The organism is Streptomyces europaeiscabiei, from assembly GCF_036346855.1.
In the GTDB taxonomy this organism is placed as follows: Bacteria; Actinomycetota; Actinomycetes; order Streptomycetales; family Streptomycetaceae; genus Streptomyces; species Streptomyces europaeiscabiei.
Window position 1 is genome coordinate 5,351,929 of the sequence record NZ_CP107841.1, and the last position, 23,513, is coordinate 5,375,441.

At 68.6% G+C, this 23,513-nt stretch carries 20 protein-coding genes and 1 pseudogene; 11 read left to right on the forward strand and 10 right to left on the reverse strand.

Going from position 1 to position 23,513, the window contains the following annotated elements; genetic code table 11:
• The first annotated feature begins 18 nt into the window (after nucleotides 1–18).
• Together OG858_RS23455 and OG858_RS23460 are read left to right on the forward strand one after the other, a co-directional pair.
• Entirely contained in the window at nucleotides 19–513 is a 495-nt protein-coding gene (locus tag OG858_RS23455; protein ID WP_037689809.1) for an SseB family protein, read from the forward strand.
• A 323-nt stretch (nucleotides 514–836) separates the two neighbouring features.
• Nucleotides 837–1,808 (forward strand): pirin family protein, encoded by a 972-nt coding sequence (locus tag OG858_RS23460; RefSeq protein WP_086750793.1) that lies wholly within the window; start codon nucleotides 837–839, stop codon nucleotides 1,806–1,808.
• Nucleotides 1,809–2,461: 653 nt separating this feature from the next.
• Here the strand turns inward: OG858_RS23460 and OG858_RS48530 are convergent.
• Together OG858_RS48530 and OG858_RS48535 are read right to left on the reverse strand one after the other, a co-directional pair.
• Nucleotides 2,462–2,869, reverse strand: coding sequence for an IS630 family transposase (locus OG858_RS48530; RefSeq protein ID WP_444875633.1), 408 nt, complete (start codon nucleotides 2,867–2,869; stop codon nucleotides 2,462–2,464).
• A 5-nt stretch (nucleotides 2,870–2,874) separates the two neighbouring features.
• On the reverse strand, nucleotides 2,875–3,435 hold the full coding sequence (locus OG858_RS48535; protein WP_444875632.1) for a winged helix-turn-helix domain-containing protein: 561 nt from the start codon (nucleotides 3,433–3,435) through the stop codon (nucleotides 2,875–2,877).
• Between the two features lie 211 nt (nucleotides 3,436–3,646).
• On the opposite strand from OG858_RS48535, the gene OG858_RS23470 reads away from it, so the two are divergent.
• From OG858_RS23470 to OG858_RS23490, 5 genes are all read left to right on the forward strand, one after another.
• Complete coding sequence (locus OG858_RS23470) at nucleotides 3,647–4,036, forward strand: hypothetical protein (RefSeq protein WP_143677380.1); 390 nt, start codon at nucleotides 3,647–3,649, stop codon at nucleotides 4,034–4,036.
• A 108-nt stretch (nucleotides 4,037–4,144) separates the two neighbouring features.
• Entirely contained in the window at nucleotides 4,145–4,903 is a 759-nt protein-coding gene (locus OG858_RS23475; protein WP_086750790.1) for an ATP-binding cassette domain-containing protein, read from the forward strand.
• A 53-nt stretch (nucleotides 4,904–4,956) separates the two neighbouring features.
• Entirely contained in the window at nucleotides 4,957–6,243 is a 1,287-nt protein-coding gene (locus tag OG858_RS23480) for a DUF7224 domain-containing protein (RefSeq protein ID WP_143677379.1), read from the forward strand.
• Complete coding sequence (locus OG858_RS23485) at nucleotides 6,240–6,827, forward strand: hypothetical protein (RefSeq protein ID WP_143677378.1); 588 nt, start codon at nucleotides 6,240–6,242, stop codon at nucleotides 6,825–6,827. The genes OG858_RS23480 and OG858_RS23485 overlap by 4 nt, the downstream gene beginning before the upstream one ends.
• A 47-nt stretch (nucleotides 6,828–6,874) precedes the next feature.
• Nucleotides 6,875–7,036 (forward strand): hypothetical protein, encoded by a 162-nt coding sequence (locus tag OG858_RS23490; protein ID WP_179201260.1) that lies wholly within the window; start codon nucleotides 6,875–6,877, stop codon nucleotides 7,034–7,036.
• A 274-nt stretch (nucleotides 7,037–7,310) separates the two neighbouring features.
• On the opposite strand, the gene OG858_RS23495 is transcribed toward OG858_RS23490, so the two are convergent.
• From OG858_RS23495 to OG858_RS23520, 6 genes and pseudogenes are all read right to left on the reverse strand, one after another.
• Nucleotides 7,311–7,475 (reverse strand): hypothetical protein, encoded by a 165-nt coding sequence (locus OG858_RS23495; protein ID WP_179200999.1) that lies wholly within the window; start codon nucleotides 7,473–7,475, stop codon nucleotides 7,311–7,313.
• 146 nt (nucleotides 7,476–7,621) lie between these two features.
• A pseudogene (locus OG858_RS23500) lies at nucleotides 7,622–9,317 on the reverse strand (relaxase/mobilization nuclease domain-containing protein).
• Complete coding sequence (locus OG858_RS23505) at nucleotides 9,307–9,858, reverse strand: hypothetical protein (RefSeq protein ID WP_327724497.1); 552 nt, start codon at nucleotides 9,856–9,858, stop codon at nucleotides 9,307–9,309. The pseudogene OG858_RS23500 and the gene OG858_RS23505 overlap by 11 nt, the downstream one beginning before the upstream one ends.
• Before the next feature lie 366 nt (nucleotides 9,859–10,224).
• Nucleotides 10,225–10,620 carry a hypothetical protein gene (locus OG858_RS23510; RefSeq protein WP_086748644.1) on the reverse strand — a complete coding sequence of 132 codons (396 nt, stop codon included), beginning with the start codon at nucleotides 10,618–10,620 and terminating at the stop codon, nucleotides 10,225–10,227.
• Nucleotides 10,621–10,738: 118 nt separating this feature from the next.
• The gene (locus OG858_RS23515; protein WP_327724498.1) at nucleotides 10,739–11,443 is read right to left on the reverse strand and encodes a recombination directionality factor; all 705 of its coding nucleotides are present in this window, start codon (nucleotides 11,441–11,443) and stop codon (nucleotides 10,739–10,741) included.
• Between the two features lie 159 nt (nucleotides 11,444–11,602).
• Nucleotides 11,603–13,381: a recombinase family protein gene (locus OG858_RS23520; RefSeq protein WP_327724499.1), complete on the reverse strand. Its 1,779-nt coding sequence runs from the start codon at nucleotides 13,379–13,381 to the stop codon at nucleotides 11,603–11,605.
• Between the two features lie 21 nt (nucleotides 13,382–13,402).
• Between OG858_RS23520 and OG858_RS23525 the strand changes: the two genes are divergently transcribed.
• Both OG858_RS23525 and OG858_RS23530 read left to right on the forward strand, forming a co-directional pair.
• Entirely contained in the window at nucleotides 13,403–14,176 is a 774-nt protein-coding gene (locus tag OG858_RS23525; protein ID WP_256960437.1) for a pirin family protein, read from the forward strand.
• A gap of 502 nt (nucleotides 14,177–14,678) precedes the next feature.
• Nucleotides 14,679–16,163, forward strand: a complete 1,485-nt coding sequence (locus OG858_RS23530) for a glycosyltransferase family 39 protein (protein ID WP_319320275.1) — start codon at nucleotides 14,679–14,681, stop codon at nucleotides 16,161–16,163.
• Between the two features lie 153 nt (nucleotides 16,164–16,316).
• Here OG858_RS23530 and OG858_RS23535 read toward each other — a convergent pair whose 3' ends face one another.
• Entirely contained in the window at nucleotides 16,317–17,252 is a 936-nt protein-coding gene (locus OG858_RS23535) for a BRO-N domain-containing protein (RefSeq protein ID WP_330346565.1), read from the reverse strand.
• Between the two features lie 266 nt (nucleotides 17,253–17,518).
• On the opposite strand from OG858_RS23535, the gene OG858_RS23540 reads away from it, so the two are divergent.
• Nucleotides 17,519–18,574, forward strand: coding sequence for an AI-2E family transporter (locus tag OG858_RS23540; protein ID WP_328544499.1), 1,056 nt, complete (start codon nucleotides 17,519–17,521; stop codon nucleotides 18,572–18,574).
• A 135-nt stretch (nucleotides 18,575–18,709) separates the two neighbouring features.
• On the opposite strand, the gene OG858_RS23545 is transcribed toward OG858_RS23540, so the two are convergent.
• Complete coding sequence (locus tag OG858_RS23545; protein WP_328544498.1) at nucleotides 18,710–21,250, reverse strand: SpoIIE family protein phosphatase; 2,541 nt, start codon at nucleotides 21,248–21,250, stop codon at nucleotides 18,710–18,712.
• A gap of 382 nt (nucleotides 21,251–21,632) precedes the next feature.
• Here OG858_RS23545 and aspS point away from each other — a divergent pair, with 382 nt between their 5' ends.
• Nucleotides 21,633–23,396, forward strand: coding sequence for an aspartate--tRNA ligase (gene aspS / locus OG858_RS23550; protein WP_086750439.1), 1,764 nt, complete (start codon nucleotides 21,633–21,635; stop codon nucleotides 23,394–23,396).
• Nucleotides 23,397–23,513: the final 117 nt, after the last annotated feature.

Genomic DNA, 23,513 nt, shown 5'->3' on the forward strand with positions numbered 1-23,513 from the left:
CTCGTTACGCTTTGCCGCATGTACGGCTACGACCAGAGCGCCGGTTCCCAGCAGCAGTACGCCCCGCCGCCGCAGCAGCAGATGCCCGGGCAGATGCCCGGCGGCCAGATGGGGGGCGGTTACGGGCAGCAGGCACCGCTGTACCCGGAGCCGTCCCCGCCCTCCCTCGCGGACGCTGTGCGGGCCTTCACCACCGGGCAGCTGGCGGCGGAGGACTTCCAGCAGGTCTTCGCGACGTCCAAGGTGTACTGCCCGCGCGGCGACAACCCCGGGTTCCTGGCGCTGCACAACACGCAGCAGCCGGTGATCCCGATGTTCACCTCGCTCAAGGAGCTCCGCCGGTACGCGGGCAAGGAGTCCAAGTACTTCGTGATCACCGGTGCGGAGGTGATCGATCTGCTGCCGACCGGGTACGGCTTCGTCCTCGACATGGAGGGGGAGCACCGGATGGTGTTCGACGCGAAGGCCGTGGAGCAGATGGTGGAGTTCGCGATGCGGCGGATGTACGGGTAGCTCCGCCGGTCGGGCCGGGTCCGGGGGCGGGGTGGTGGGTTGCGCTTCGTTGCGGGGTGCGGGTGGTCCGTGGTTGCTCGCGCAGTTCCCCGCGCCCCTTGGGTGGGTTGCCGCTGGCCCATGGGGTTTGCTGAACCGTTCCTTCCGGGCCTTTCTGTCCCCTACTGTTCGCCGGTGACCGGGATTGATCTCGCCGCTGGTCCTCCGTGACCGGCGGCGTTCTGTTGCCCCGACCGCGAGGGAATGAGATGCGGTCTGTGCGCTGTTAGGGCTGGCAGGAAGTTCAATAATCAACTAAACTGAGCGCACAAGGAGGTACCGACATGCCCGCAGTGACCGTCGAGAACCCGCTGACCCTGCCCCGTGTCGCCGCACCGACCGACGCGGTGGCCCGTCCGGTGCTCACCGTGACGACCGCGCCCAGTGGTTTCGAGGGCGAGGGCTTCCCGGTCCGCCGTGCGTTCGCCGGGATCAACTACCGTCACCTCGACCCGTTCATCATGATGGACCAGATGGGTGAGGTTGAGTATCAGCCTGGGGAGCCGAAAGGGACCCCGTGGCACCCGCACCGCGGCTTCGAGACCGTCACCTACATCATCGACGGGATCTTCGACCACCAGGACAGCCAGGGCGGTGGCGGCACCATCACCAACGGCGACACGCAGTGGATGACGGCCGGCTCGGGCCTGCTCCACATCGAGGCGCCGCCGGAGTCACTGGTCATGTCCGGCGGTCTCTTCCACGGCCTGCAGCTGTGGGTGAACCTGCCGGCCAAGGACAAGATGATGGCGCCGCGCTACCAGGACATCCGCGGCGGGCACGTACAGCTCCTCAGTACCCCCGACGGCGGCGCGCTGCTGCGGGTCATCGCTGGCGAGCTGGATGGGCATGCGGGGCCGGGCATCACCCACACCCCGATCACCATGGTTCACGCGACCGTCGCGCCCGGCGCGGAGCTCACTCTTCCGTGGCGGGAGGACTTCAACGGCCTGGCGTACGTCCTCGCGGGCAAGGGCGCGGTCGGCGCGGAGCGCCGCCCGATCCATCTGGGGCAGACCGCGGTCTTCGGCGCGGGCTCCTCGCTGACGGTCCGCGCGGACGAGAAGCAGGACGCGAACACCCCGGACATGGAGGTCGTGCTGCTGGGCGGACAGCCGATCCGTGAGCCGATGGCGCACTACGGCCCCTTCGTCATGAACACCAAGGACGAGCTGCAGCAGGCGTTCGAGGACTTCCAGAAGGGGCGGCTGGGCACGATCCCGGCAGTGCACGGCATGTCTGAGGGCGGACTGTAGGGCTCACTACGGCCTCATGTGGACGAGTCCACCCGGAAAGGGGTGAGGCTCGTCCGCGCTCGCAGCCGCCTTCTTGGTCTCCAAGGTAATCGGCCGGGTCTGCGACCTGCAGTGATCTTTGCTGTGGGTCTCTGGCCTGTGGCCTTTTCTTGATGGTTGGCGACGGGGTGTGATGGACTTTATCGGGTGTCCTGCGGACTGTGTGCGGACTGGTATGTGAAGTGAAGCTTCTCCTCGACCATGGCCACCATCTCGAGGAGTCATCGCCTGTGCGCGCAGAACTCCGTACGTCGACTCCAGAGGGCTGACCCTCTTGGGCTCGGAGTGCAGCGCGCTGACGCCCTGAACCTCCATGTAAGCCTCGGCCACGAGAAGGGCGACGAGACCAGGGCCGGCCCAGGCAATTCGCGCGATGACACGTCACGCAAGCGGGTACTGACCGACCTCGGCGCGGCCGAGATCGACGCACCCAGAGACCGGACCGGTTCCTGGGCCGTTGACGCCAGGCATCGAGTTCTTCGGTGGCCTCGTCGGTCGCGCGGGAAACAGGTCGCGGGAGAGGTCCACGCCGCAGATCTCCGCGAAGACCACCAGGGCTTACGCAAGAAAGGAACACCGCGACGGAAGACTATTGATCCGAAACTCAAAGGGTTCTATTCGAGGATGTAGCGGACGTGGGGTCCGCCGAAGTAGCCGCGGACGATGTGTGGCTGACGTTGGCGTCGGTGGAAGAACCGGCGGGTCTCGGCGGCGAGTTGGGCCTGGTCGCGGGCCCGGTTGTGCATGGGCAGGCTCCGTTTGAGGTCGGCGTTGACCAGTTCGTCGGGGTTCAGTTCCGGCGAGTACGACGGCAGGAAGTGCAGCTCGATGCGGTCCGGGTGATCGGCCAGCCACGCACGGACCTTGCGGGAGCGGTGAGCGGAGTGGCCGTCCACGACGAGGTGCACTTTGTGGTCGAAGTGGCCTACGAGCCGGTCCAGGAAGCGGCACATGACGTCGGCGTCGAAGGTCTCGGTGAAGACCATGAAGTGCATGCGGCCCTTGGTGCTGATCGCGGACATCGCGTTCACCGAGAACCGGTTGCCCGTGCGGCGCACGATGGGGGTGCACCCCTGGCGCCCCAGGTGCGGCCGGTGACCTGGTCGGAACGGATGCCGACCTGGTCGGCGAAGAGCACCTCCCCGCCCGCGGCCCTCGCCCTGGCCCGGATCGCTGGCCAGGTCTCCTCCCACCAGACGCGGACCGCTTCCGCGTCCTGTTCGACGGCCCGCTTGTCCGGGCGCTGGAAGGACAGGCCCCAGCGGCGCAGGTACTTGCCCACGCCCTGGTCGGTCAGCCGCACCCGGTACAGCTTCGCGATCAGGTCCCCCACTCCCGCCCGCGTCCACAGCTGCCCCGCCAGCCCCAGGTCACAGGGACGGTGATCCAGTACGGCCTGCCGGATCGCCTGCTGTTCGACGGCGTCGAGAACCTGATGTTCGCCGACCCCGCGTCCGCGCGGCTGAGCTACGAGCGCTTCGCGCCCGTCGGCCAGCCACTTCCCCCACCAGTTGTCCACCGCCTTGAGCGAGACCCGGAACACCGCGGCGACATCCTCGCGAGTCCGGCCCGCCACCAACGCGGCCACCGCCCGCAGCCGAAGAGCCTCCTGCGCTGACGGCGGCAACTGCCGTGAAGCCCAAAGTTGTGGATGTACACTCAAGATCCCTCGCGGGGGATTCCCGCCAATGCGGCCTTCGCTCAATTCACCTCGTGATGCACACGCCTGCTCGCGATTCCAAACAAGAGGTACAACTGTGCGTAAGTTAGGAACCCGTAGTACCTGGAAGCGGATCGGTATGGTTGCTTCCATCTCGACCCTCCCATTGGCCCTCGCGAGCCCCGCTTGGGCTGTCGTGAAGGAATCGTTCGTACAGGCTGGAGTCGCCGGCTTCAACTCGAAGCCTCTGACCGATGACGGAGGTAGCGGCGGGAACAAGGTGGACTTCACCGGATGCCATACGGACTTGGGCAGAAGTGTGACTGTTCAGCTGCGTCGTGCTGTCATCGGACCCGACACCGGATTCGACACAAAGACGTACACGGCATGCTTCAACGGTGGAACGTCGTCCGGCGAGTGGGGTGCCGGAACCGAGGGCCACGACTACTACTTCCGCATCACCGAGGTCGATGGTAATTCGATAGTCGGCCCGACGATCAGCGTCGATAAGACCCGTATGTCGTTCTAGGTGACACTGGATTCTGAATACCTGGGTGGAGACCTGAAACGCAGGTCTCCACCTGCCTCTTGATGAAACAGACAGAGGCACCCCCACGCTGAAATACCAAGGTGTCGCATGCCCATTTCGATGTCCGAGTGTTTCTTCTCCTATCGGCGTAGACGCCCGGTGCTGCGTGATCTCAGCTATACGCTGCCGCCCGGGCGGACCGTGCTCCTGGGGCCGAACGGAGCGGGAAAGAGTACCCTGTTGGGCTTGTGCGCATCTGCGCTGCGCCCCGATTCCGGTTCCGTCACCTATGGCGACCTGAGCACCGGCCGGCGTCGCGCGCTGCCCGCGTTCCGTAGGCGTGTGGCATGGATGCCTCAGCAGGTGGGGCAGGTGCCGGGGCTCACGGCCCGGGATCAGGTCGCGTATTCCGGTTGGCTCAAGGGGATGCCCCGGCGCGAGGCGTGGCGTCAGGCTCTCAAGGCCCTGAACCGCGTGGAGTTGGCCGATCGGGCGGATGACAAGGTCCAGGAACTCTCCGGGGGGCAGCAGCGGCGCGTCGCAGTGGCGCAGGCCCTCGTGCATGACGCAGAGGTCCTTCTCCTCGATGAGCCGACAGCGGGTATGGATCCCCGGCAGCGGCAGGTCTTCCACCAGATTCTCGCCGATCTGTCGAAGGAGGTGCACATCGTTCTCTCCACCCATGACACCTCGGACATCGCCAACTCGTACGAATCGGTCGTGGTTCTGTTGGACGGTCAGGTGCGCTTCTCGGGAACGGTGGTGGACTTCCTTTCCCACGCGAGCGCGACGGCGACATCCGACGAGCAGCGGGCCACCTCCGCTTATCAGGAATTCACCGAGATCGATGGGGCGATCTCGTGGTGAACCGATTCCCCTTCGCTCGACACTCGGCCGTCATCGGGCTCGGAGCCCCGACGGTGGCTCTGGCCATATACTTCACCGCCTACCAGCCCATGCCGTTCACCGGTGAGGATTCCATCGTCGTGGTCTCGGTGGCCCTGAAGGTCGCCGCGCTGGGAATCGCCTTGGTGGCCGCCTGGGACGCAGGGAGGCTTCGCCAGGCTCGGATCACAGCCGCCCCGTCCAGCCGCCACCTGCTGCGAATACTTGTCGATGCGATGGCCCCCACCCTGGCCCTGGTGATCATCAGCTGGGTGGCGTCCTTCCTGTTGGTGATCAGCTATCTGGGAGGCCCCGCACCAGGGCTCCACGACACCGTTCCAATGGTCCGAAGTCTTGCGATCCCCTTCAGCGCAGTAGCAGTCGGTTTCTTCCTCGGGCTCTCCCTTCCGCCCGTTATCGCCCGCCCCCTTGCGGTGGTGATCACGGCGCTGTGGGTCTTCGTCGCCTATACGCTGGGTATCCCATGGCTGCGGGCGATATCCGGATTCGACATGAGCACTCCGACCTATACGGATGTCGTGGACCGCGCCTACCTCATGGCACCGGCGATCCTGGCTCTCGGGCTGCTGCTCGGTCTTGTCGCGCTCAGCCTGCTCTCACGTCCGGCGCTGCGCGCCGCCGCCGTGGCCTGCTGCGTCCTCGCGGGCTTCGGGGCGTCGTATCCTCTGGTGAGTGACGCCCCGCGCTACGCCGACCCCACCGTTCCCCGCACTTGGGCAACGACGTGTGAGCGAACTGCCCCGGTGATCTGTGTGCCCGGCGAGTTCGCCGACGACATCCCCGCGCTGCACCGCTCCGCTCAACACGCGCTGCCCCGCCTGCGAGAGGTCGGGTTCACCCCACCCCGGAAGCTGGCCTTCGTCTCGGAGGATCTACCGCTGGCACGCGACACCTGGCGAACCTTCCTCCAGAAGCCGGTGACCCGCCACCGCAGCCGGGCCGTCTACGTCAGCGCCTTGGTTCCGACAGGGCTCCACGACTGCCCGGACCTTCCTGATGACTACGTTTATCCGGGGCGCGGAGCCGCTTCCGCCTGGATCGGCCTGACGGTTGGGATGTCACAGGCAGAGGCCGCCCGCAGCTACGGACCCAGCGGTGTGTACCGGGCACGCTGGGTGCGCAGCCTCCCCGAGGCGAAGCAGTACGCCTGGTACAAGCAGCAGTTGAGTTACCTCGAGTCATGCGACGAGCAGGTCCACGAGAAGGCCCGGGCGGGAGCCAAGGCCGAGAACGAGCGGGGCCGAGCGCTGGGCCCGCAGTTGGAGGATCCGGCGGACAGGGCACCGGGGGTGGACCGTTGACCCTCTGGGCGCGCGTACGAAGAATCTGGCTGCTGCCTGTGGCCCTGTTCGCCTGGACGCTCCTCCTTGTACTCGTGCGCGACGACGTGGCGAAGGTTCCCCAGATCGCCGCGCAGGGCAGCTTCTCGATCAAGCTGATGAACTTCGTCCCGCTCATCCTGTGCATTCCGACGATGTACTGCATGAGCCGGCGCCTCATCGCCACCGAAACCACAGCGGCGCGAGCGGTCGCCGTCGTCGACCGGCTGGCTCTCCTGCTTCTGGGGGTGAGCGCGGCGGGACTGGGGTTTGCACTCGGGGAGTTCCTGGACATGCCGACAGCGGTGGCGGGCGGACGAAACACCGTCATGGTGCTGGGCCTCGCTCTCCTCGTACACAGCTGGTACGGCCCGATCGCCGGTGGCGCGGCGGCGACCATGTTCGTGATGGTCAGCATTGTCACCGGCCTGGCGGGAGACCAGAGGCCGTACCCGTGGGCGGTTCTCCTGATGGAGTCCACCAGCGTCGTGGCGGCAGTCGTGGCGGCGGTCAGTTTCACTGCCGGTCTGATCACGATGTCGTACCGCCGACAGATACCGGGTTGACATGCCCCTCGGGCTGAAGCCCGAGGATTCTGGCCGTCCCCTACCCGGTGCTGTGCGAGGAAGACCCCAAGGCCGGGGACTACAAGGTGGAGCTCTCCGAAAGGTTCGTCGGCACGGCGGCGGGCGGGGTCCGCGAGTACGTCGTCGCACCTCCGCTGCACGCCGAGATCGACAAGGACCTGTCCCTGGTCAAGAGTGCCGTCACCTAGTAGTGGGCCAGGTCATCGCCCTGCGGGGATCTCCCCGCAGGGCGATGACCTGGCCGTTCACTGATGACTGGCGATGGGGGCGGCGGCCGTAATCGAGTGTCCTGCAGACTGTGTGCGGACTGCCGAGCGCTACTCGTGGCTCAGAAGAGTGGGATGCCGAGGTTTGCCGAAACCAACTGGGCAACCCCTGTCCAGCCCAGGGCGGGCAGGTTAGCCCTGGCGCTCTGAAGCACCCTCTCCGCGAGCTGGCGAACCCGACCGGACTCAGGCGCGGCTATGCGAGCTCCGCCTGCAGAGCCTCCACGTCGGCGACGACCATGGCTCGGACCTCCTCTGGCACGTCCGCTGACTGCGCGGCGGCCAGAACCTTGCGCGCGAACTGCGTGAGCTGCTGGGGGTCGTAGCCGAAGGTGTTGTTCTGGGTGTTGTCCTGTCCCATCTGGGGCGCGCTCCCGTTAACGGTGTGCTCGCCGTGCGGCCTGGTGCACCCGCTGCTCCGAGCGGAACCGAAGCAGCCTGACGCGAAGCCGTGGCAGAACAGTCGATGCCCCCGCCGCGCCGTATGGCGAGGGCATCCGGCCGGGTTCAGCGGTGCCGACCACGTTCTTCGGACGTCATGTTCACTGGCGTGGCCGGAGGACGTGGAGCAGCGGAGGCGGACGTCGTGCCGCTTGTGGTGCTTTGCTTACGTGCTGCCTGTGCTCGCCTGTTCGGTTGAGCGGTGATGCGCCAGTTGAGGACCTCAGCGGGGCGATCGGCGGTGTCGAGTTCTCGCCGTGCGGCTACTTCGGCCAAGAGGTGTCGGGGGTTGTGGCCGGCGGTCTCGGCGCGGGCGAGGGTCGTGGTCAGGGCGGGCCAGGTGGGATCGGCGAGGACGCGGTCGGCGTGGTCGGGGAGGACTGCACGCAGATCCTGCTCGAAGCGGCTGGCGGTTGTGGCGCGCGGTGCACGACGGGCGAGATCCGCCAAGACCGGCTGGGCGGCCTGCTGGTAGCCGGCCTGCAGATGGCGGAAGGCTTCTTCGGCCGCTGCGGCCTGCTGCTCGTGGCCGCGCTGCTCATGCCACTTGGCGGCCGCGCGCGCCACGTGGAGCGCGGCGAAGATCAGGGCGATGGCGAGTCCGCCCGGATCGTGTGTGGCGTAGGCGAGTTCCTTGGCGGCTTCCCGTAGGGCGGTGGCGGCCTGGTGATCGGCTCGGATCACCGAGTGGCGGGCACGGTTGAACGCCCTTGCGGCGGCTTGCAGTTCGGCTCGGTGCCCGCCGTTGGCGGTGAGGGTCAGGTTGTGGAGGGCGTCGCCGAAGGCATCCAGATGTCCCTGGGCCGCGGCGTCGTCGCCCGAGTCGAGGGCGGTGTGGGCGTCGCGGACGGCGGTCTCGGCGCGGTGCCGCGGTTCGGCTGGGTCTACCGCCTGCTCGGGGCGGTCGGCCAGATCCTGGGTGGGAAGGCGTTCGCAGAGGCGGTTGTAGGACAGGTCGGGAGCGAGCCGTGAGCCGCCGTACCAGACCGGCTCACCTTGGGTGGTGTCGCCGGGAGCGGCCAGGCTGTAGCCGGTCACCTCGCCGGTCTCGGGGCCTATGCGCGGTTTGACCTGGATGCCGAGGGAGCGCAGCACGGTGAAGTACTCGTCGATGCTGCGTACGGCGGCGGCGACCGCGTACGCCTGCTCGCGCAGCCACTCCCGCGCGGTCTCATTTTGGCCCTGGCGTTCCACCTTCGCCCGCTCGGCGCCGGTCGGGGTACGCGGGGCGGTGAGGTCGCCGGACTTCAGGCCGCGCAGCCCGAACTCGGCCTCGATCTTTCGGCATTCGCGCTGTGCCCGCCAGCCGTCCCGGTTCGTACGGGGGCGGCGGCCGTCGGCTCGGACGTTGGTGGCCATGATGTGGATGTGGTCGTCGGCGTGCCGGACCGCGATCCAGCGGCACGCCTTGTCGTCTCCCTCGGGGGGCGATGCCCGTGGCGGCTACGACGCGGCGGGCAACCTCGGCCCACTCAGCGTCGGTGAGGTAGCGGTCGCCGGGCGCGGTGCGCACCGGGCAGTGCCACACATGCTGCGGTGGCTGCTTTCCGCCGAGTTCCCGGGTGCGCAGGTCGACGTGGTGGTCCAGGCGTCGGGCGAGCTGGGTGTAGGTGGCGGAGGGGTCGCGGCCGGGGTCGGGGGCGCCGGCCAAGTCCCAGGCCGCCACGATGTGGGGGTCGGTGTGTTCGTCGCGTCGACCCTTGCCGAAGAGGTAGTTGATCAGGCCGAGCGTGCTGGCGCCGGTGGAGACGTCAGGAACCATGACCAACCCCTTCCGCCAGGAGCCGGTCCATCAGTGCGTAACTGGCCTGGGCGGCCTGCTCAATGCGTTCGAGGACGGCCTTGGCGCGCTCGGGTATCGCGCCGGAGTGGATGGCTGCCGCGACCTGGTTGAGGTTGGTGCCGACCCGGTTCAACGCTTTGGTGTGGGCTTCGATGGCCTCCACCAGCGGGCGGATGGGGTCGTCCTCTGGACTGCCGATCACGCTCGCCTTGCCGAGCGCTACGGCGAGGGCGGCGTCGCCGACGAAGCTGGCGAACTTCTGGTGGCGCCGCCTGGCCTCGGCGTCGATGAGGCGGACCGCGGTCGGTGTGAAGCGGATTTTCTTCTCTTGGTCGCGCTTCTCGGTGGTGCGCTTGCGGTTCATCCGCGCGGGCAGCGCGGGAACGTCCGGCTCACGCCACGAGGGCTGCTCGACGGCGGCGGGCGGTCGACGGGCAGACGGCTCGGCATATGGGGTGACGGAGTCGGTGACGGGCTGCTCGGCGCTGTCGGCGGCAGACGCGGTGCGGGGCTCGTTCACCTCAAGCTCGGGCGCCCGCTGGCGCCCGGCCCCCTCTTCCTCCGCTACCCCAGGGGCGGAGGCAAGCGAGGACGAAGCCCCGTTAGGGGCTCGTTCGCTCCAGCTTGCTGCCGTTCGTCGGTCCCGGTTGAACCAACCCCAGCGGCGGGGAGAAGAGGGGTTCGTGTCGTTCGCAGTGTTCATGTTGGTGCTCCGGTGCAGCGAGGGATGGGGCTGTGTCACGTCCGTCGCATCCGTCGCACGCCTGGTCAGCACAGGTACGGACACGCGGGCAGGTACGGAGAACTCCGTCTCGGCGACAAAGTCCGTCCCCGCGCTGACCTGCGCGGGGACGGATGCGACGCAGTGATACGGACCCCGGTGGGATCAGAGAGCGCGCTTGGGTCCGGCGGGTCCACCGGGCGGGCCGACAGGCAGCGTCCCCGCCGAGGCGGCGGGCGGCTTGCTCTGGGCCATGCGGGCAGGAAAAGCGCCGTGTTCGGGCTCGGGTGCCGCCTCGACGAGGTCGGGGCAGTTGCGATGCGTAGTCCCCAGGCCCGATAGGGGATCACCGTTGCTCGCTGAGCCAGGCAGCGGATCAACTGCGGTGGCCTGCTCCCCGGGGCCGGAGCTGTGGGGACCGACTGGCTCAGCAATGCGGTCCTCGCCCTGGGGACGTGCGGCGGGATTCGATTCGAGCGACAGCATCGTCTGGCCGGGAATGGCGATCGGCGGCCAGATGACCTTCGTGGTGTTCTGCGGGTTGGGGAAGGTGTCTTCCATAGTGCTCCTGGGGTGCGCGCAGGCAGAGGCCCGCTACGCGGGGTGGATTCGTTCGGAAACGCCACTCAGGCGGCGAGGCTCAGCGCAGCGTTGGACGCCCAGGGGCCGAGCACTTTCACTACGGGCTTGTGGTAGCAGACCCGGCGGCCATTTTGGGTCGGGAACTCGACTGTTTGGATGGCGAGTTCGCAAAGCGCTGCGTCGCCATCGCGGCCAGTTGAGTGCGTATCCGTTGCACCCCCTCGGCGAAGCGCCAGGAGGAGGACCTGAAGCGGAACGAGCCGACGTCAGGACATCCGGCCAGGCGGAACAGAAGAGTCGTGACCGGCTGCGGCCCCTGGCCACGCCTGGCCCGCGCCTTGCGTTCGGCCATGGTGGACGGGCACCCACAAGGGTGACCTGCATCAGCTTCCGGGGACAAGAGCACACGCCCGTTGCAGTGGTGTGCGAGGCCACGGGAGTCCCACAGCTTCATCTGCGCCGTCAGCCTGTCTGGATCCTCAATGCGGACTTGGAGACCGGCCTTCTCGGCTACGACTTCGAACTGTTCCGGGCTGGTGGCCAATCGCCGCCGCGGCTCGGCTCCGAGTACGCTCGTGACGCTTTCTGCGGTCTGCGGCGGCACCGTGAGAAGACGCCAGACCGGCTGGGCGATCAGCTTGCCGTCAACGACGCGACCGAAGTCGCAGTCACCGACGACCGGTTCAGATGCCCCGGGCAGCGAGCAGGTCCGAGGGGTGCCGAGTCGCTGGTGACGGCCAGAAAAATCACCGCTGGCCGGCGAAGCGGCGGCCATGCTGAATCCGGGTGCGGGATTGTGCAAGAGACGGGCTCCTGATAGCTGGGAGACGCAGGGGCGCCAGAGCAGCGACGTGGCTGCCCGGCGCCCCCGAGGACACCGTCAATGCTCCGGAGAATGACCGGTTTTCCTAACCGGCGATGTGGGTGTACTCTCCCTCGCTCGTCCCGGATCTGCGGCGCATCAGACCGCTACCGCGAACACCTCCCCCTGCTGTGATTCGCCAGCCTCTGTGTCATCGCCCTTGGTCTGTTCCGGTCGTACGAACTCGACCTTTGCCCGCTTCTCGACAGGCGTCGACCTCCCCGCACCGGACGCCTTCGTGACCACGACCCTGCTCACGAACAACTTGACGAAGTCCCGGCGCTCCTGCGTCGTCGCGGCCTCCCACCACGAGCCCTCGCCCACCGGATCGACGTCTCCCGCGCCGATCGGCAGCCACAGGTGGATCGGGAGCGTGGGCGTCGCCGCCTCCTCCAGCTCTGCGAGGCGTGCTTCCGCCCGCTCCATCCGCCCGAGGAGCCGTTCCCGCCGCTCGCGGAACCGGCGTCGGCCGACCGGGTCGTCGTAGTCGCCGGCCTCTTCTCTGTCGTACAGCTCCTCCAGCGCGTGCTTGGCATCAGCGCGTTCGGTGACGAGACTGCGGCGTTCACCCACGATCTCCGGCTGTTCCGTCTGTGCCGTGTACCGCCGGGCAGCCTCGGCGAGAATGACCGCCGTCTCGGGGTCGTCCTCGGCCGTCTGGATGAGGGCGAAGATCCGCCGGGCAACGTACAGGTCCAGGGCCTGCATGCTGATCGTGCACTCGCCCTCGTGCTGGCCCGGCAGCGCTTTCCGGCGGCGGCAGCGGTACGCGGCCTTGTTGGGCGTGGTCGCGCGGTGTGACGTCATCACTGCGCCGCAGTCGCAGAACAGGAGGTCCATGGCGGAGAGCACGGCGTGCCCCCGGGACAGGCCCTTGCCCTGACCCCTGCCGTCGAGCCACTCCTGCAGTTCATGCCACTCGTCCGGCGTGATGATCGGCGGGTACGCCTGAACCGGCTTCATGGTCTCGGGGTCGCGCTCGATTCGGTAGCTCTCGATGGCGCTGGTCAGCTTGCCGTCTTCCCGGCGCTTGTACACCGGGATTGCCGCATAGCCCGCGATGCGGGGGTCCCGGAGGATGCGCATGGCCGTCTTCGGATCCCAGACGCTGTCTTTTGTCTTCTTGCCGACCCTCTGCCCCTTCGTCGGGACGCCGTCTGCTGTCATCTGGGCGCAGATGCCCGTGAGGGAGCCCGGGTGCCGACGTCCGCCTCCCGGCTGGTACGGCATGTCCTTGTGCTTCTTGATCCGCGCCCACATGTCCTGGATCACCGGGACTTCGTCGGGATCGTGCTCCAGGATCTGGATCACGACTGGCCTGCCCTCGGGCGTCATGCGGGTCACGGGGACCATACGGAAGCCGTACGGCGGTTTCCCGCCCACGTAGCCTCCGAGCTCCAGCGCCGCCTTCTTCGCCGCCCGGACGGCGTCGCTCTTGTTCTTGCTCTCGCTGTGAGCCGCGTCGAGCCGCAGGATCAGATGGATCAGGTCCATCAGATTGCCTTTGCGGAACTCGCCCTCGGTGAGGCTCACGATCGTCACGCCGAGGTTGAGCAGTTCCGTGACGATGGGGATGGCGTCGAGCGGGTCCATCCGCGACAGGCGGCTGATGTAGTAGACGATGATCAGGTTGATCCGGCCGTCGTGGCAGTCCTTCAACAGTCGGTCGAAGTCCGGGCGACCGTCGCCCGTGAACGCGGATATGCCGAGGTCCTCGTACTCGGTGACGCTGACGGCCCCGCGCCGCTTCGCCTCGGCCACGCCCGCAGCGCGCTGTGTGACCGTGCTGACCTCGGACTTGTTGGCGCGCCCCACGGACTGACGCCCATAGACCCCTGCATGGATGTCCATGCCGGTCACCACCCCTGGTCTGATCATGGGGGGACTCTAGCCGATTTTTTGACCCCCCAACTGGTTTCACCCAAGAGCACCCCCTGGCACCCGCACCGCGGCTTCGAGACCGTCACGTACATCATCGACGGGATCTTCGACCACCAGGACAGCCAGGGCGGTGGCGGCACCATCACCAACGGCGACACCCAGTGGATGACGGCCGGCTCGGGCCTCCTCCACATCGAGGCGCCGCCGGAGTCCCTCGTCATGTCCGGCGGTCTCTTCCACGGCATCCAGCTGTGGGTGAACCTCCCGGCCAGGGACAAGATGATGGCCCCGAGGTACCAGGACATCCGCGGCGGCCAGGTCCAGCTGCTCACCACCCCCGACGGCGGCGCGCTCCTGCGCGTCATCGCCGGTGAGCTGGACGGCCACGAGGGACCGGGCGTCACCCACACCCCGATCACCCTGCTCCACGCCACCGTCGCGCCGGGCGCGGAGATCACCCTGCCGTGGCGCGAGGACTTCAACGCCCTCGCGTACGTCCTCGGCGGGCGCGGCACCGTCGGTGCGGACCGGCGTCCGATCCAGCTCGGCCAGACGGCCGTCTTCGGCGCGGGCTCCTCGATCACCTTCCGCGCGGACGAGCAGCAGGACTCCAACGCCCCCGACCTGGAGATCGTGTTGCTCGGCGGGCAGCCGATCCGTGAGCCCATGGCCCACTACGGCCCGTTCGTCATGAACACCCGCGACGAGCTGCAGCAGGCGTTCGAGGACTTCCAGAAGGGACGGCTGGGGACGATCCCGGCGGTTCACGGGATGACCTCCGAGGGGCTGTAGGTCCGCGGCGAAGCTCAGGAAAGCCCCGTCCACACGTCATACGTGGACGGGGCTTCTTCCTGCGCGTTCTCTGTACTCGGTGGAGCGCGCGCCACCAAAGGCGGTAAGGGCGGTAAGGGCGGTAAAGGTGGTAAAGGCGGTAGGGGCTGACCTTCTTCGCCGATCGGGCTACGGAAGTGGTCCGGGTTCACTGCCTTTCGGGTGATCATGCCCACCCGAAAATGACTGGATCGGGTATCTTCCCCCCGCGTAGGTTCTGACATGTACACCCGGTCGGCTGACCTCCGGAACGGGTGGCTCTCAGGGGGAGATCAGTACTCGGATCCGCCTTGGCCTGTGGCCAGGGCGTGATTCGGCGTGCCCGCTGCCCTCACCGTATGAACAGGGGAACGGGGAGAGAAAACATGGGCAGAGTGCTTGATGACAGGGGTTTCCGCCGCCCGGACGCCCCCAGATCCCCGATCGCTTGAGTACCGATGCTCCGCTGCCTCTGATATCCCGCATGGCCGTCACGGCCGTCACGACTGCCTGCTCGGCGGCTGTGGCCGTGGTGCGGCGTCTGCCGCTCTGGTCGGTCCCGACGGGGTGGACTCTCGCGCTCGGCCTGTGGGGGCTGTCCCGGCAGCACACCGTGTGGCGGGACGAGGCCGCGACCTGGCAGGTGGCGCGGCGGTCGGCCGCCGACATCTGGCACATGCTGGGGCAGGTCGATGTCGTCCACGGGTTCTACTACCTGCTGATGCACGGTCTCTTCGAGTGCTTCGGACCCGGCACGACGACCCTGCGGCTGCCCTCTGTGCTGGCCATGGCGGTCGCGGCCGCCTGTGTGACGGTCATCGGCCGCCGGCTGGCCGGGGTCTGGGCGGGCCTGGGGGGCGGGCTGGCGTTCGGGCTGCTGCCGGCCGTGCAGTTCCATCTCCAGGAGGGTCGCCCGTACGCGTTGATCGCGGCGGGCGCGGGAATCTCGACGCTGCTGCTGGTCACCGTGCTCCAGCGGGAGCGGGGCGGCCGAGGGGCGCACCGGGCGGCCTGCTGGGCGGGGTACGGGGCCGCGGTCCTGGTGTGCGGGCTGTTGAACTGGCTGTCGTTGCTGATCGTGCCCGCGCATGCGGCGACCCTGGCGTGGACGGGGGTGTCGCGGGCGACATGGGCACGCTGGGCGGCGGCCTCGGTGGTCGCGACGGCGGGTGTCCTGCCGTTGGTCCTGTTCAGCCGGAGACAGTCCGGCCAGGTGTCCTGGATACCGCCGCTGACCTGGCACATGATGATCGGCCCGGCGATCCTGCTGACGATCGGCGGCATCGGAGCCCTGCTGAACCGGCCGCGGGCGGGGCGGCTGTCGGTGGCGGCCGTCGCGCTGCCGCTGTTGGCGGTGCCGCAGATCGGTCTGCTCGGCCTCTCCCTGTTCCGCCCCCTGTTCCTGGAGCGCTACGTCCTCTTCAGCATGCTCGGGCTGGCGCTCCTGATCGGGGCGGCCCTGAGCGCGGCGGTAGGGGCCGTCCGGCCGCGGTTCCCGAGGGCGTCGTCGTGGCTCGTCCCGGTGGTGGTCGCCGTCGCGGTGGTGGCGCTGTTGCCGCAGTCGCTGGCCAAACGGTCCCCCGCCAGCCGCGTCGACGACGTCCTCGCGACCGCCGAGGACGTGCGACGTCTGAAGCAGCCCGGCGACGCGGTGCTGTTCGCCCCGTCTGCCCGGCGCGACACCGCGCTGGTCTCCCCCGAAGACTTCGCGGGGTTACGGGACATCGCGCTGGCGCGGAGTCCCACGCTGTCCGGGACGCTGAAGGGGGTGGAGGCGGATCCGGCCCGGATACGGGCCGCGATGCTGGCGGAGCGGCGCATCCTGTTGATCACCGACGCGCCCGGCGTGGCCCGGCCGCTGACGGGCGGACGGGACGAGGTGAAGGCCGCCGTGCTGAAGAAGTACTTCACCGTGGTGGCGGACGAACGGACCCATGGGCGGCGGCTGATCGTGTACGAGCGGCTCTGACCGGGGTGGTGCGCCGCCGATGGGGCGGTGAGGATGGCGTCTGACGCGTTCGGCGGCGGTGGGTCGCTGAACTCCGGTACGGTGCGACGAGGCCCGAAGCCGCAACTTCGTTTTGCGACTTCGGGCCTGTCTCATGAGGGCTCCGCCACGGCGTTATGCCAGGACGTGGACCGGTGCCCCGTCCGGGGTGCAGCCCGTCTGTCGGACGCATCCCCGCTTGACGAGCATCCTGAGGCAGTCGTTGACGCGTTCATGGGGCAGCCCCGTACGGGTGGAGATGTCCTCCATGCGGTAACGGGCCTCGCCGCGTACCAGCGCCGGGGCGAGGTAGGCCGCGACCGCGTGGATGTCCTCGGTGACCACGAGGTTCTTCGCCTTCCATGTGGCGAGGAGGTCCTGAGGGGTCAACTCCGGTTCCGGGGTGGGGCGGGGGCGATCGGCCGGGTGCTTGAGGGTGGCGGCGATGTCCTGCAGAGCGTCGGCCATGATGCTCTGGCTGCGGTTGATCTGGCGAAGCAGGTCGTTCCGCTCTTCCTGGAACGCCGTCAGCATCTCGTCCGCCCGGATGTTCCGCTCTTCGAGCCGGACGATGGCGTCGGCCACTTGCTGGGGCATGGCGTAGGCGGTGCCGCCGGTGGGGGCGGGTTGTACGGGGGCGCGTTCGAGGGTGTAGGAGCCGTCGCGCTGGATGGTGGCGATGACTTCGGAGACCCACGTCTTGAAGGGAGCGCATTCGGGCTTGGCGCAACCGTTGACGAGTGCGACGAGCCCGCGCAGGTTCACCGTTTTCATCGACTTTTGCAGCCTGTGAGCTGCAAGTTTGCGTGAGGCGTCTACTGCATAGACGCCCTGTGCAATCTCCTCCAGCCGCCTTGTGCAGTCCGGTGCAACGTGCCAGATGAGTGCCTGGCGCGTGTTTGCGTAGCCCAGGTCCGTGGCCACGTCCGCCGCCACGAACCAGTGTTCCCCGTCCGGGGTCGTCAGCCTCCGCATTCGTGCCCCCGTCGCCGCGAACACGAAGTCGTTGATGTCGATCGCGTCCCGGTGTGCCGTCGGTTCTTCCTGCGGCGTGTCGTTCTGCTCGTGCATCGAGCATCACCTCCGCTCTGGAAGCTAGGCAGGTGGAGGTGCGACTCGTGTCCGTAGCAAGGAGGTTCACCCGATCGTGGGTGGAGTGATCGATTCTGCTGGGTTTGGGGGGCGGGATTCACGGGAGTTTTCGCTCTCGCCGTCTCTCGTGAGGCCTGTGACCTGCGGGTTTGTGCAGAGTGTGCGCTGTATAGACGCCTCGTGCAAACTCGGCGCTTCACCTCGTCCCGGTGGCACGGCCGTTCGGGGCGTGGTCCGCTGGGCGGGTGCAGTTGCTCCCTGAAGCCGTGCGTCGTGTGGCCGCGTGGTGTGCCGTCGTGCTGCTCGTCGCCGGAGTCGGGTACGTCGGTGTCCGGCTGTGCGTGGAGTTCAGGACCGCGGTGACGCCGGTGCTGCTCGCACTGTTGGGGACCGCGTTGCTCGGGCCGTTGCACCGGAGGCTGGTCAGGGCGCGGGTGCAACGGTCGGTGGCGGCGGGGCTCACGTGTGTGGCCGTGGTCGGGGTCGTCGGCGGGGCCGTGTACATCGTGGTCGCGGCGCTGATCGAAACAGGGGACCAGATCGTCGCCTCGCTGCGGAACGCGGCCGACGATCTCGCGTCGCACCTCGGGCCCGCCGGGACCTCGCTCGACGATCTGGCCGCCAACGCGAAGGATCTGCTCACCAGGTTCGGGGGGACGGCGGCGTCCAATGTCATCAGTGGGGTGAGTGTCGTCGGGGAGGCCGTCGCCATGGCCGTACTCGCGTTGTTCCTCGTCTTCTTCTTTCTGCGGGACTCCCATCGGGCCGTGGACACGATCCGGGCGCTGTCGCCGCGTGGCGGCGCGGACACGGTCGAGGCGATCGCGCGGCGGGCCTTCGAGGGGGTCGAGGGGTTCATGCGGGGGACGACGCTCATCGCGTTCATCGACGCGGTCTGTATCACGGTCGGGCTGCTGATCCTGGATGTGCCGGGGGCGGTCGGGCTCGGGGCGCTCGTCTTCGTGGGGGCGTACATCCCCTATCTCGGCGCGTTCGTCTCGGGGGCCGTGGCGGTGCTGGTCGCGCTCGCGGACCGGGGGGTCGTGATCGCGTCGTGGGTTCTCGGGGTGGTGCTCGCGGTGCAGGTGCTGGAAGGGCATGTGCTCATGCCGATGATCCAGAGCCGGACCGTGCAGATGCATCCGGCGGTCGTGATGCTCGCGATCACGGCGGGGGCGTCGGTGGCCGGGGTGCTCGGCATGTTGCTCGCGGTGCCGTTGACGGCGGCCGCGTTCGGGGTGGTGCATGAGCTGAGGGGGCGGTACGCGGCCGTGGGAGGCGGGCCTGAGGCGGCTGGGTGATGGCGAGGCCGCGGGGCGGTGGGGGCTGGGCGCGCGGTTCCCGGCTCCCTCGGACGGAGCGCGGCTGGTGCCGCGGCAGGCAGCCTTTGCCCGTGAAGGGGCGTCGCGACGGGGCGAACGTTGTCTGCCGCGGCACTAGTTCAGCGACCTCCCGTTCGAGCCGTCCGGTGGTGCCGTTTCGTACAGCTCGAACCAGATGCTCTTGCCGTCGCCGCGGGGGTCCACGCCCCAGGCGTCCGCGAGTACGTCCATGAGGACGAGGCCGCGGCCGGAAGAGGCGAGTTCGCCGGGGTGGCGTTTGTGAGGGAGGTCGTCGCTGGCGTCGGTGACCTCGACGCGCATCCGGCGCTTGCCGCCGTCGCCGGTCATCTCGGCGATGAGGAGGGCGTCGGCATCCGTGTGGACGAGGACGTTGGTGAGCATCTCTGACACCAGGAGGACCGCGGAGTCGACCTGGTCGCCGCAGCTCCAGTCGTGGAGCAGCTCGCGTACCTGCTGGCGGGCTCCGGCGATGCGTTCGGGCTCCGCCTGGGCGACGGTCAGCGCGGTGCGGCGTACGGGTGGCCGTACTGCGTTGGTGTCTCCCTGGCCGCGCCCCTCGCTCTCCCGGCACAGCAGCAGCATCGCTATGTCGTCCTCCCGCCGGTCGGCGAGCGGGCCGGGAGTGTGGTGGGACGAAGGGCCGTGCACCCCTTGGACCAGCGCGTCGGCCAACGCCTCCAGCCGGCCCGGCGCCAGGCCGCTCGGCTCAGGGCGGCGAGCGGGTGCGAGGGCGGTCGGCTCAGGGGTCCTCGGCGTGCGGTCGCCGTGCTCCGCGCCGCCTGCCGCGAGCGCATCCGCTGCCACTTCCGGGCGACCCGTTTCGACGTGACCCGGCTCGGGGCCGCGTGCTTCCTCGCCGCCCGCTTCCTGCCTGCCCGCTTCCCGACCGCCCGGCCGCGGACCACCGATGGCCGGGCCACCGATGGCTGGGCCACCGGTATCCGGGCCACCGGTATCCGGGCCACCGGCATGCGGTCCGTCGGCGCCCGGTCCGTCGGCAGTCGGGCCTCCCGTACCCGGCCCCCCGGCACCCTCTCCCTCGTGCGGGCCCGCGTCGAAGGATTCCAGGATCGTGCGGATGCGGCGCCAGCCCGTGTCGAGGTCGTGGCCGCCTGTTTCGATGAGGCCGTCGGTGCACAGGAGCATGGTCTCGCCGGGTTCGAGGACGAGGCGGGTGGTGGGGTAGTCCGCGTCGGGGTCGATGCCGAGGGGGAGGCCGCCCGGGGTCGGGCGGACGAGGACCGTGCCGTCGGCCATGCGGATCATCGGGTCGGGGTGCCCGGCGCGGGCGATGTCGAGTACGCCGGACACCGGGTCGACCTCGACGTAGAGGCAGGTCGCGAAGCGCAGGTCGGTGAAGTCGGCGGAGGAGTCGTTGGTGACACCGTGCAGGAAGCGGGAGGCGCGGGACAGGACGGCGTCCGGGGGGTGCCCCTCGGAGGCGTAGGCGCGCAGGGCTATGCGGAGCTGGCCCATGAGGCCGGCGGCGCGTACGTCGTGGCCCTGGACGTCGCCGATGACGAGGGCGAAGCGGCCTCCCCCAGACTTCGTCCGGGAGGTGCCCCCAGGCAGGGCGATCATGTCGTACCAGTCGCCGCCGACCTGGAGTCCGCCGCCGGTCGGGACGTAGCGTGCGGTGACGGTCATGCCCGGTATCTCGGGGCCCAGCGTGGGGAGCATCGTGCGCTGGAGGCCGTCGGTCAGCTCGCGTTCGGTCTCGGCGGCGCCCGCGCGGGAGAGGGCCTGGGCGAGCATGCGGGCGACGGTGGTCAGCACCGAGCGCTCGTCGGGGGTGAAGGTGACGGGGTGGGTGAAGCCCGCCATCCACGCGCCCATCGTGCGGCCGGCGACGGTCAGCGGCAGGAACGCCCACGACTGGCGGGCGAACTGTTCGGCGAGCGGCCAGGCCGTGGGGTAGCGCGCCTTGTAGTACTCGGGGGAGGAGAGATAGACGGCGCGGCCGGTGCGGACCACCTCGGCGGCCGGATAGTCCGTCTCCAGCGGCATGTGGGTGAAGGGACCCTCGGCGCCCTGGTTGTGCCCGTGGTGCCCGATGACGGTGAGGCGGTCGGCCTCCACCCCGAACACGGCGAGCCCGTCCGGGGAGAAGCCGGGCATCGCCAGGCCCGCCGCGACCCGCAGCACCTCCGCCGTGGACCGCGCCTCGGCCAGTGCCCGGCCCGCGTCCAGCAGGAACGCCTCGCGCGAGCGCCGCCAGTCGCCGGTGACGGACGGGGCGCGGGCGGCGGTCTCCGGCGAGGGCTCGGTGACCTCCTGGATGGTGCCGATCAGCTCGAAGGACTTGCGTATCGGGTCGAAGGTGGGCTTGGAACGGCTGCGGACCGTGCGGATCACGCGGCCCCGGTCGTCCATGACCCGGATCCGTACCTCGGCGAGGGTGTCCTCGGCGACGGCGAGCTGCACGACCGACACGATCTCGTTCCAGTCGACGGGGTGCAGACGTGCTCGCGCCCCGGCCTGGGTGAGGGTCGTCGGCTCCGCGGGCAGCCCCAGAAGGCGGGCGGCCTCGGCGTCCACCGTGACGGTTTCGGCAGCGCTGTCCCAGGTCCACAGTCCCGTCGCTAGGGCGGACAGGACGTCCCCCACAGTGGGCGGGGGCTCACCAGTGCGCATTGACCCACTCTAAGAACAGCTGATCGGACCGTGCCACCGAAGCTGTACCGGGCACCGGGCGGGACCGGAGGCCATGACAAGTAACCACGACCGGCGGCGACGGAGGTGACGGCAATCGACGCTAGCGACAGTAACCGCTTACGGTCCTGCCCATGGCTATGACCGTGCGTATCCGGTCAGTGTCACGGCGGCCGCCGGACCCGGGGTCCTGCCGCACGGTTCCCTCCGTGGTAAATGGTGGGGAGGTGATCTCGGGGTGGCCGGTACCCTTGGGTTTGTTTCACGTGCCCTTGGGTTTGTTTCACGTGAAACATCGGCCGCGAAACACCGGCCGTGAGACACCCGCCAAGATCCCCGATCAGCGAAGGCTGGATGAACGACGATGCATCGGTACAGGTCCCACACCTGCGGCGAGCTCCGCGCCTCTGACGTCGGCACCGACGTCCGGCTGAGCGGCTGGCTGCACAATCGGCGCGACCTGGGCGGCATCCTCTTCATCGATCTCCGCGATCACTACGGCATCACGCAGCTGGTGGCCCGTCCGGGCACCCCGGCCTACGAGGCGCTGGACAAGATCTCCAAGGAGTCGACCGTCCGCGTCGACGGCAAGGTCGTCTCGCGAGGCGCCGAGAACGTCAACCCGGACCTGCCCTCCGGCGAGATCGAGGTCGAGGTCGGCGAGGTCGAGCTGCTCGGCGCGGCCGCCCCGCTCCCCTTCACGATCAACGCCGAGGACGGGGTCAACGAGGAGCGGCGTCTGGAGTACCGCTTCCTCGACCTGCGCCGCGAGCGCATGCACCGCAACATCATGCTGCGTACGGCCGTGATCAGCGCCATTCGTCACAAGATGACGGCCCTCGGCTTCAACGAGATGGCGACCCCGATCCTGTCCGCCACCTCCCCCGAGGGCGCCCGCGACTTCGTCGTGCCGTCGCGCCTCAACCCGGGCAAGTTCTACGCCCTCCCCCAGGCTCCGCAGCAGTTCAAGCAGCTGCTGATGATCTCGGGCTTCGACCGGTACTTCCAGATCGCGCCCTGCTTCCGTGACGAGGACGCGCGCGCGGACCGTTCGCCGGGCGAGTTCTACCAGCTCGACGTGGAGATGTCCTTCGTCGAGCAGGAGGACGTGTTCCAGCCCATCGAGAAGCTCATGACCGAGCTGTTCGAGGAGTTCGGCAAGGGCCGGCACGTCACCTCGCCCTTCCCGCGCATCCCGTTCCGCGAGGCGATGCTCAAGTACGGCTCCGACAAGCCGGACCTGCGGGCCCAGCTGGAGCTGGTGGACATCACCGATGTCTTCGAGGGCTCGGAGTTCAAGGCGTTCGCCGGCAAGCACGTGCGCGCGCTCGCCGTGCCGGACGTCTCGGCCCAGCCGCGCAAGTTCTTCGACCAGCTCGGCGAGTACGCGATCGAGCAGGGCGCGAAGGGCCTGGCCTGGGTGCGGGTCGCCGAGGACGGTTCGCTGTCCGGCCCGATCGCCAAGTTCCTCACCGAGGAGAACGTCGCCGAGCTGACCAAGCGCCTGTCGCTGGCCGCCGGCCACGCGGTGTTCTTCGGCGCGGGAGAGTTCGACGAGGTCTCGAAGATCATGGGCGCGGTGCGGGTCGAGGCCGCCAAGCGTGCCGGGCACTTCGAGGAGGGCGTCTTCCGGTTCTGCTGGATCGTCGACTTCCCGATGTACGAGAAGGACGAGGAGACCGGCAAGATCGACTTCTCGCACAACCCCTTCTCCATGCCGCAGGGCGGCCTTGAGGCCCTGGAGACCCAGGACCCGCTGGACATCCTCGGCTGGCAGTACGACATCGTCTGCAACGGCGTCGAGCTGTCCTCCGGCGCGATCCGGAACCACGAGCCCGAGATCATGCTCAAGGCCTTCGAGATCGCGGGCTACGAGCGGGACACCGTCGAGGAGCAGTTCGCGGGCATGCTGCGCGCCTTCCGCTTCGGCGCCCCGCCGCACGGCGGTATCGCGCCGGGTGTCGACCGCATCGTCATGCTCCTCGCCGACGAGCCGAACATCCGCGAGACCATCGCCTTCCCGCTCAACGGCAACGCCCAGGACCTGATGATGGGCGCGCCGACCGAGCTGGAGGAGGCGCGGCTGCGCGAACTGCACCTGTCGGTGCGAAAGCCGCAGCCGAAGTAGGGAATTGAGTAAGGCAAGCCTCAGTGGGGCTTGAAAGGGAAAGGGTCCTGAAGTCGCCCGTCGATTTCAGGACCCTTTTCCGTGTGCGGGGAAAAGCGGCTGTTCTCTCAGCTCGTT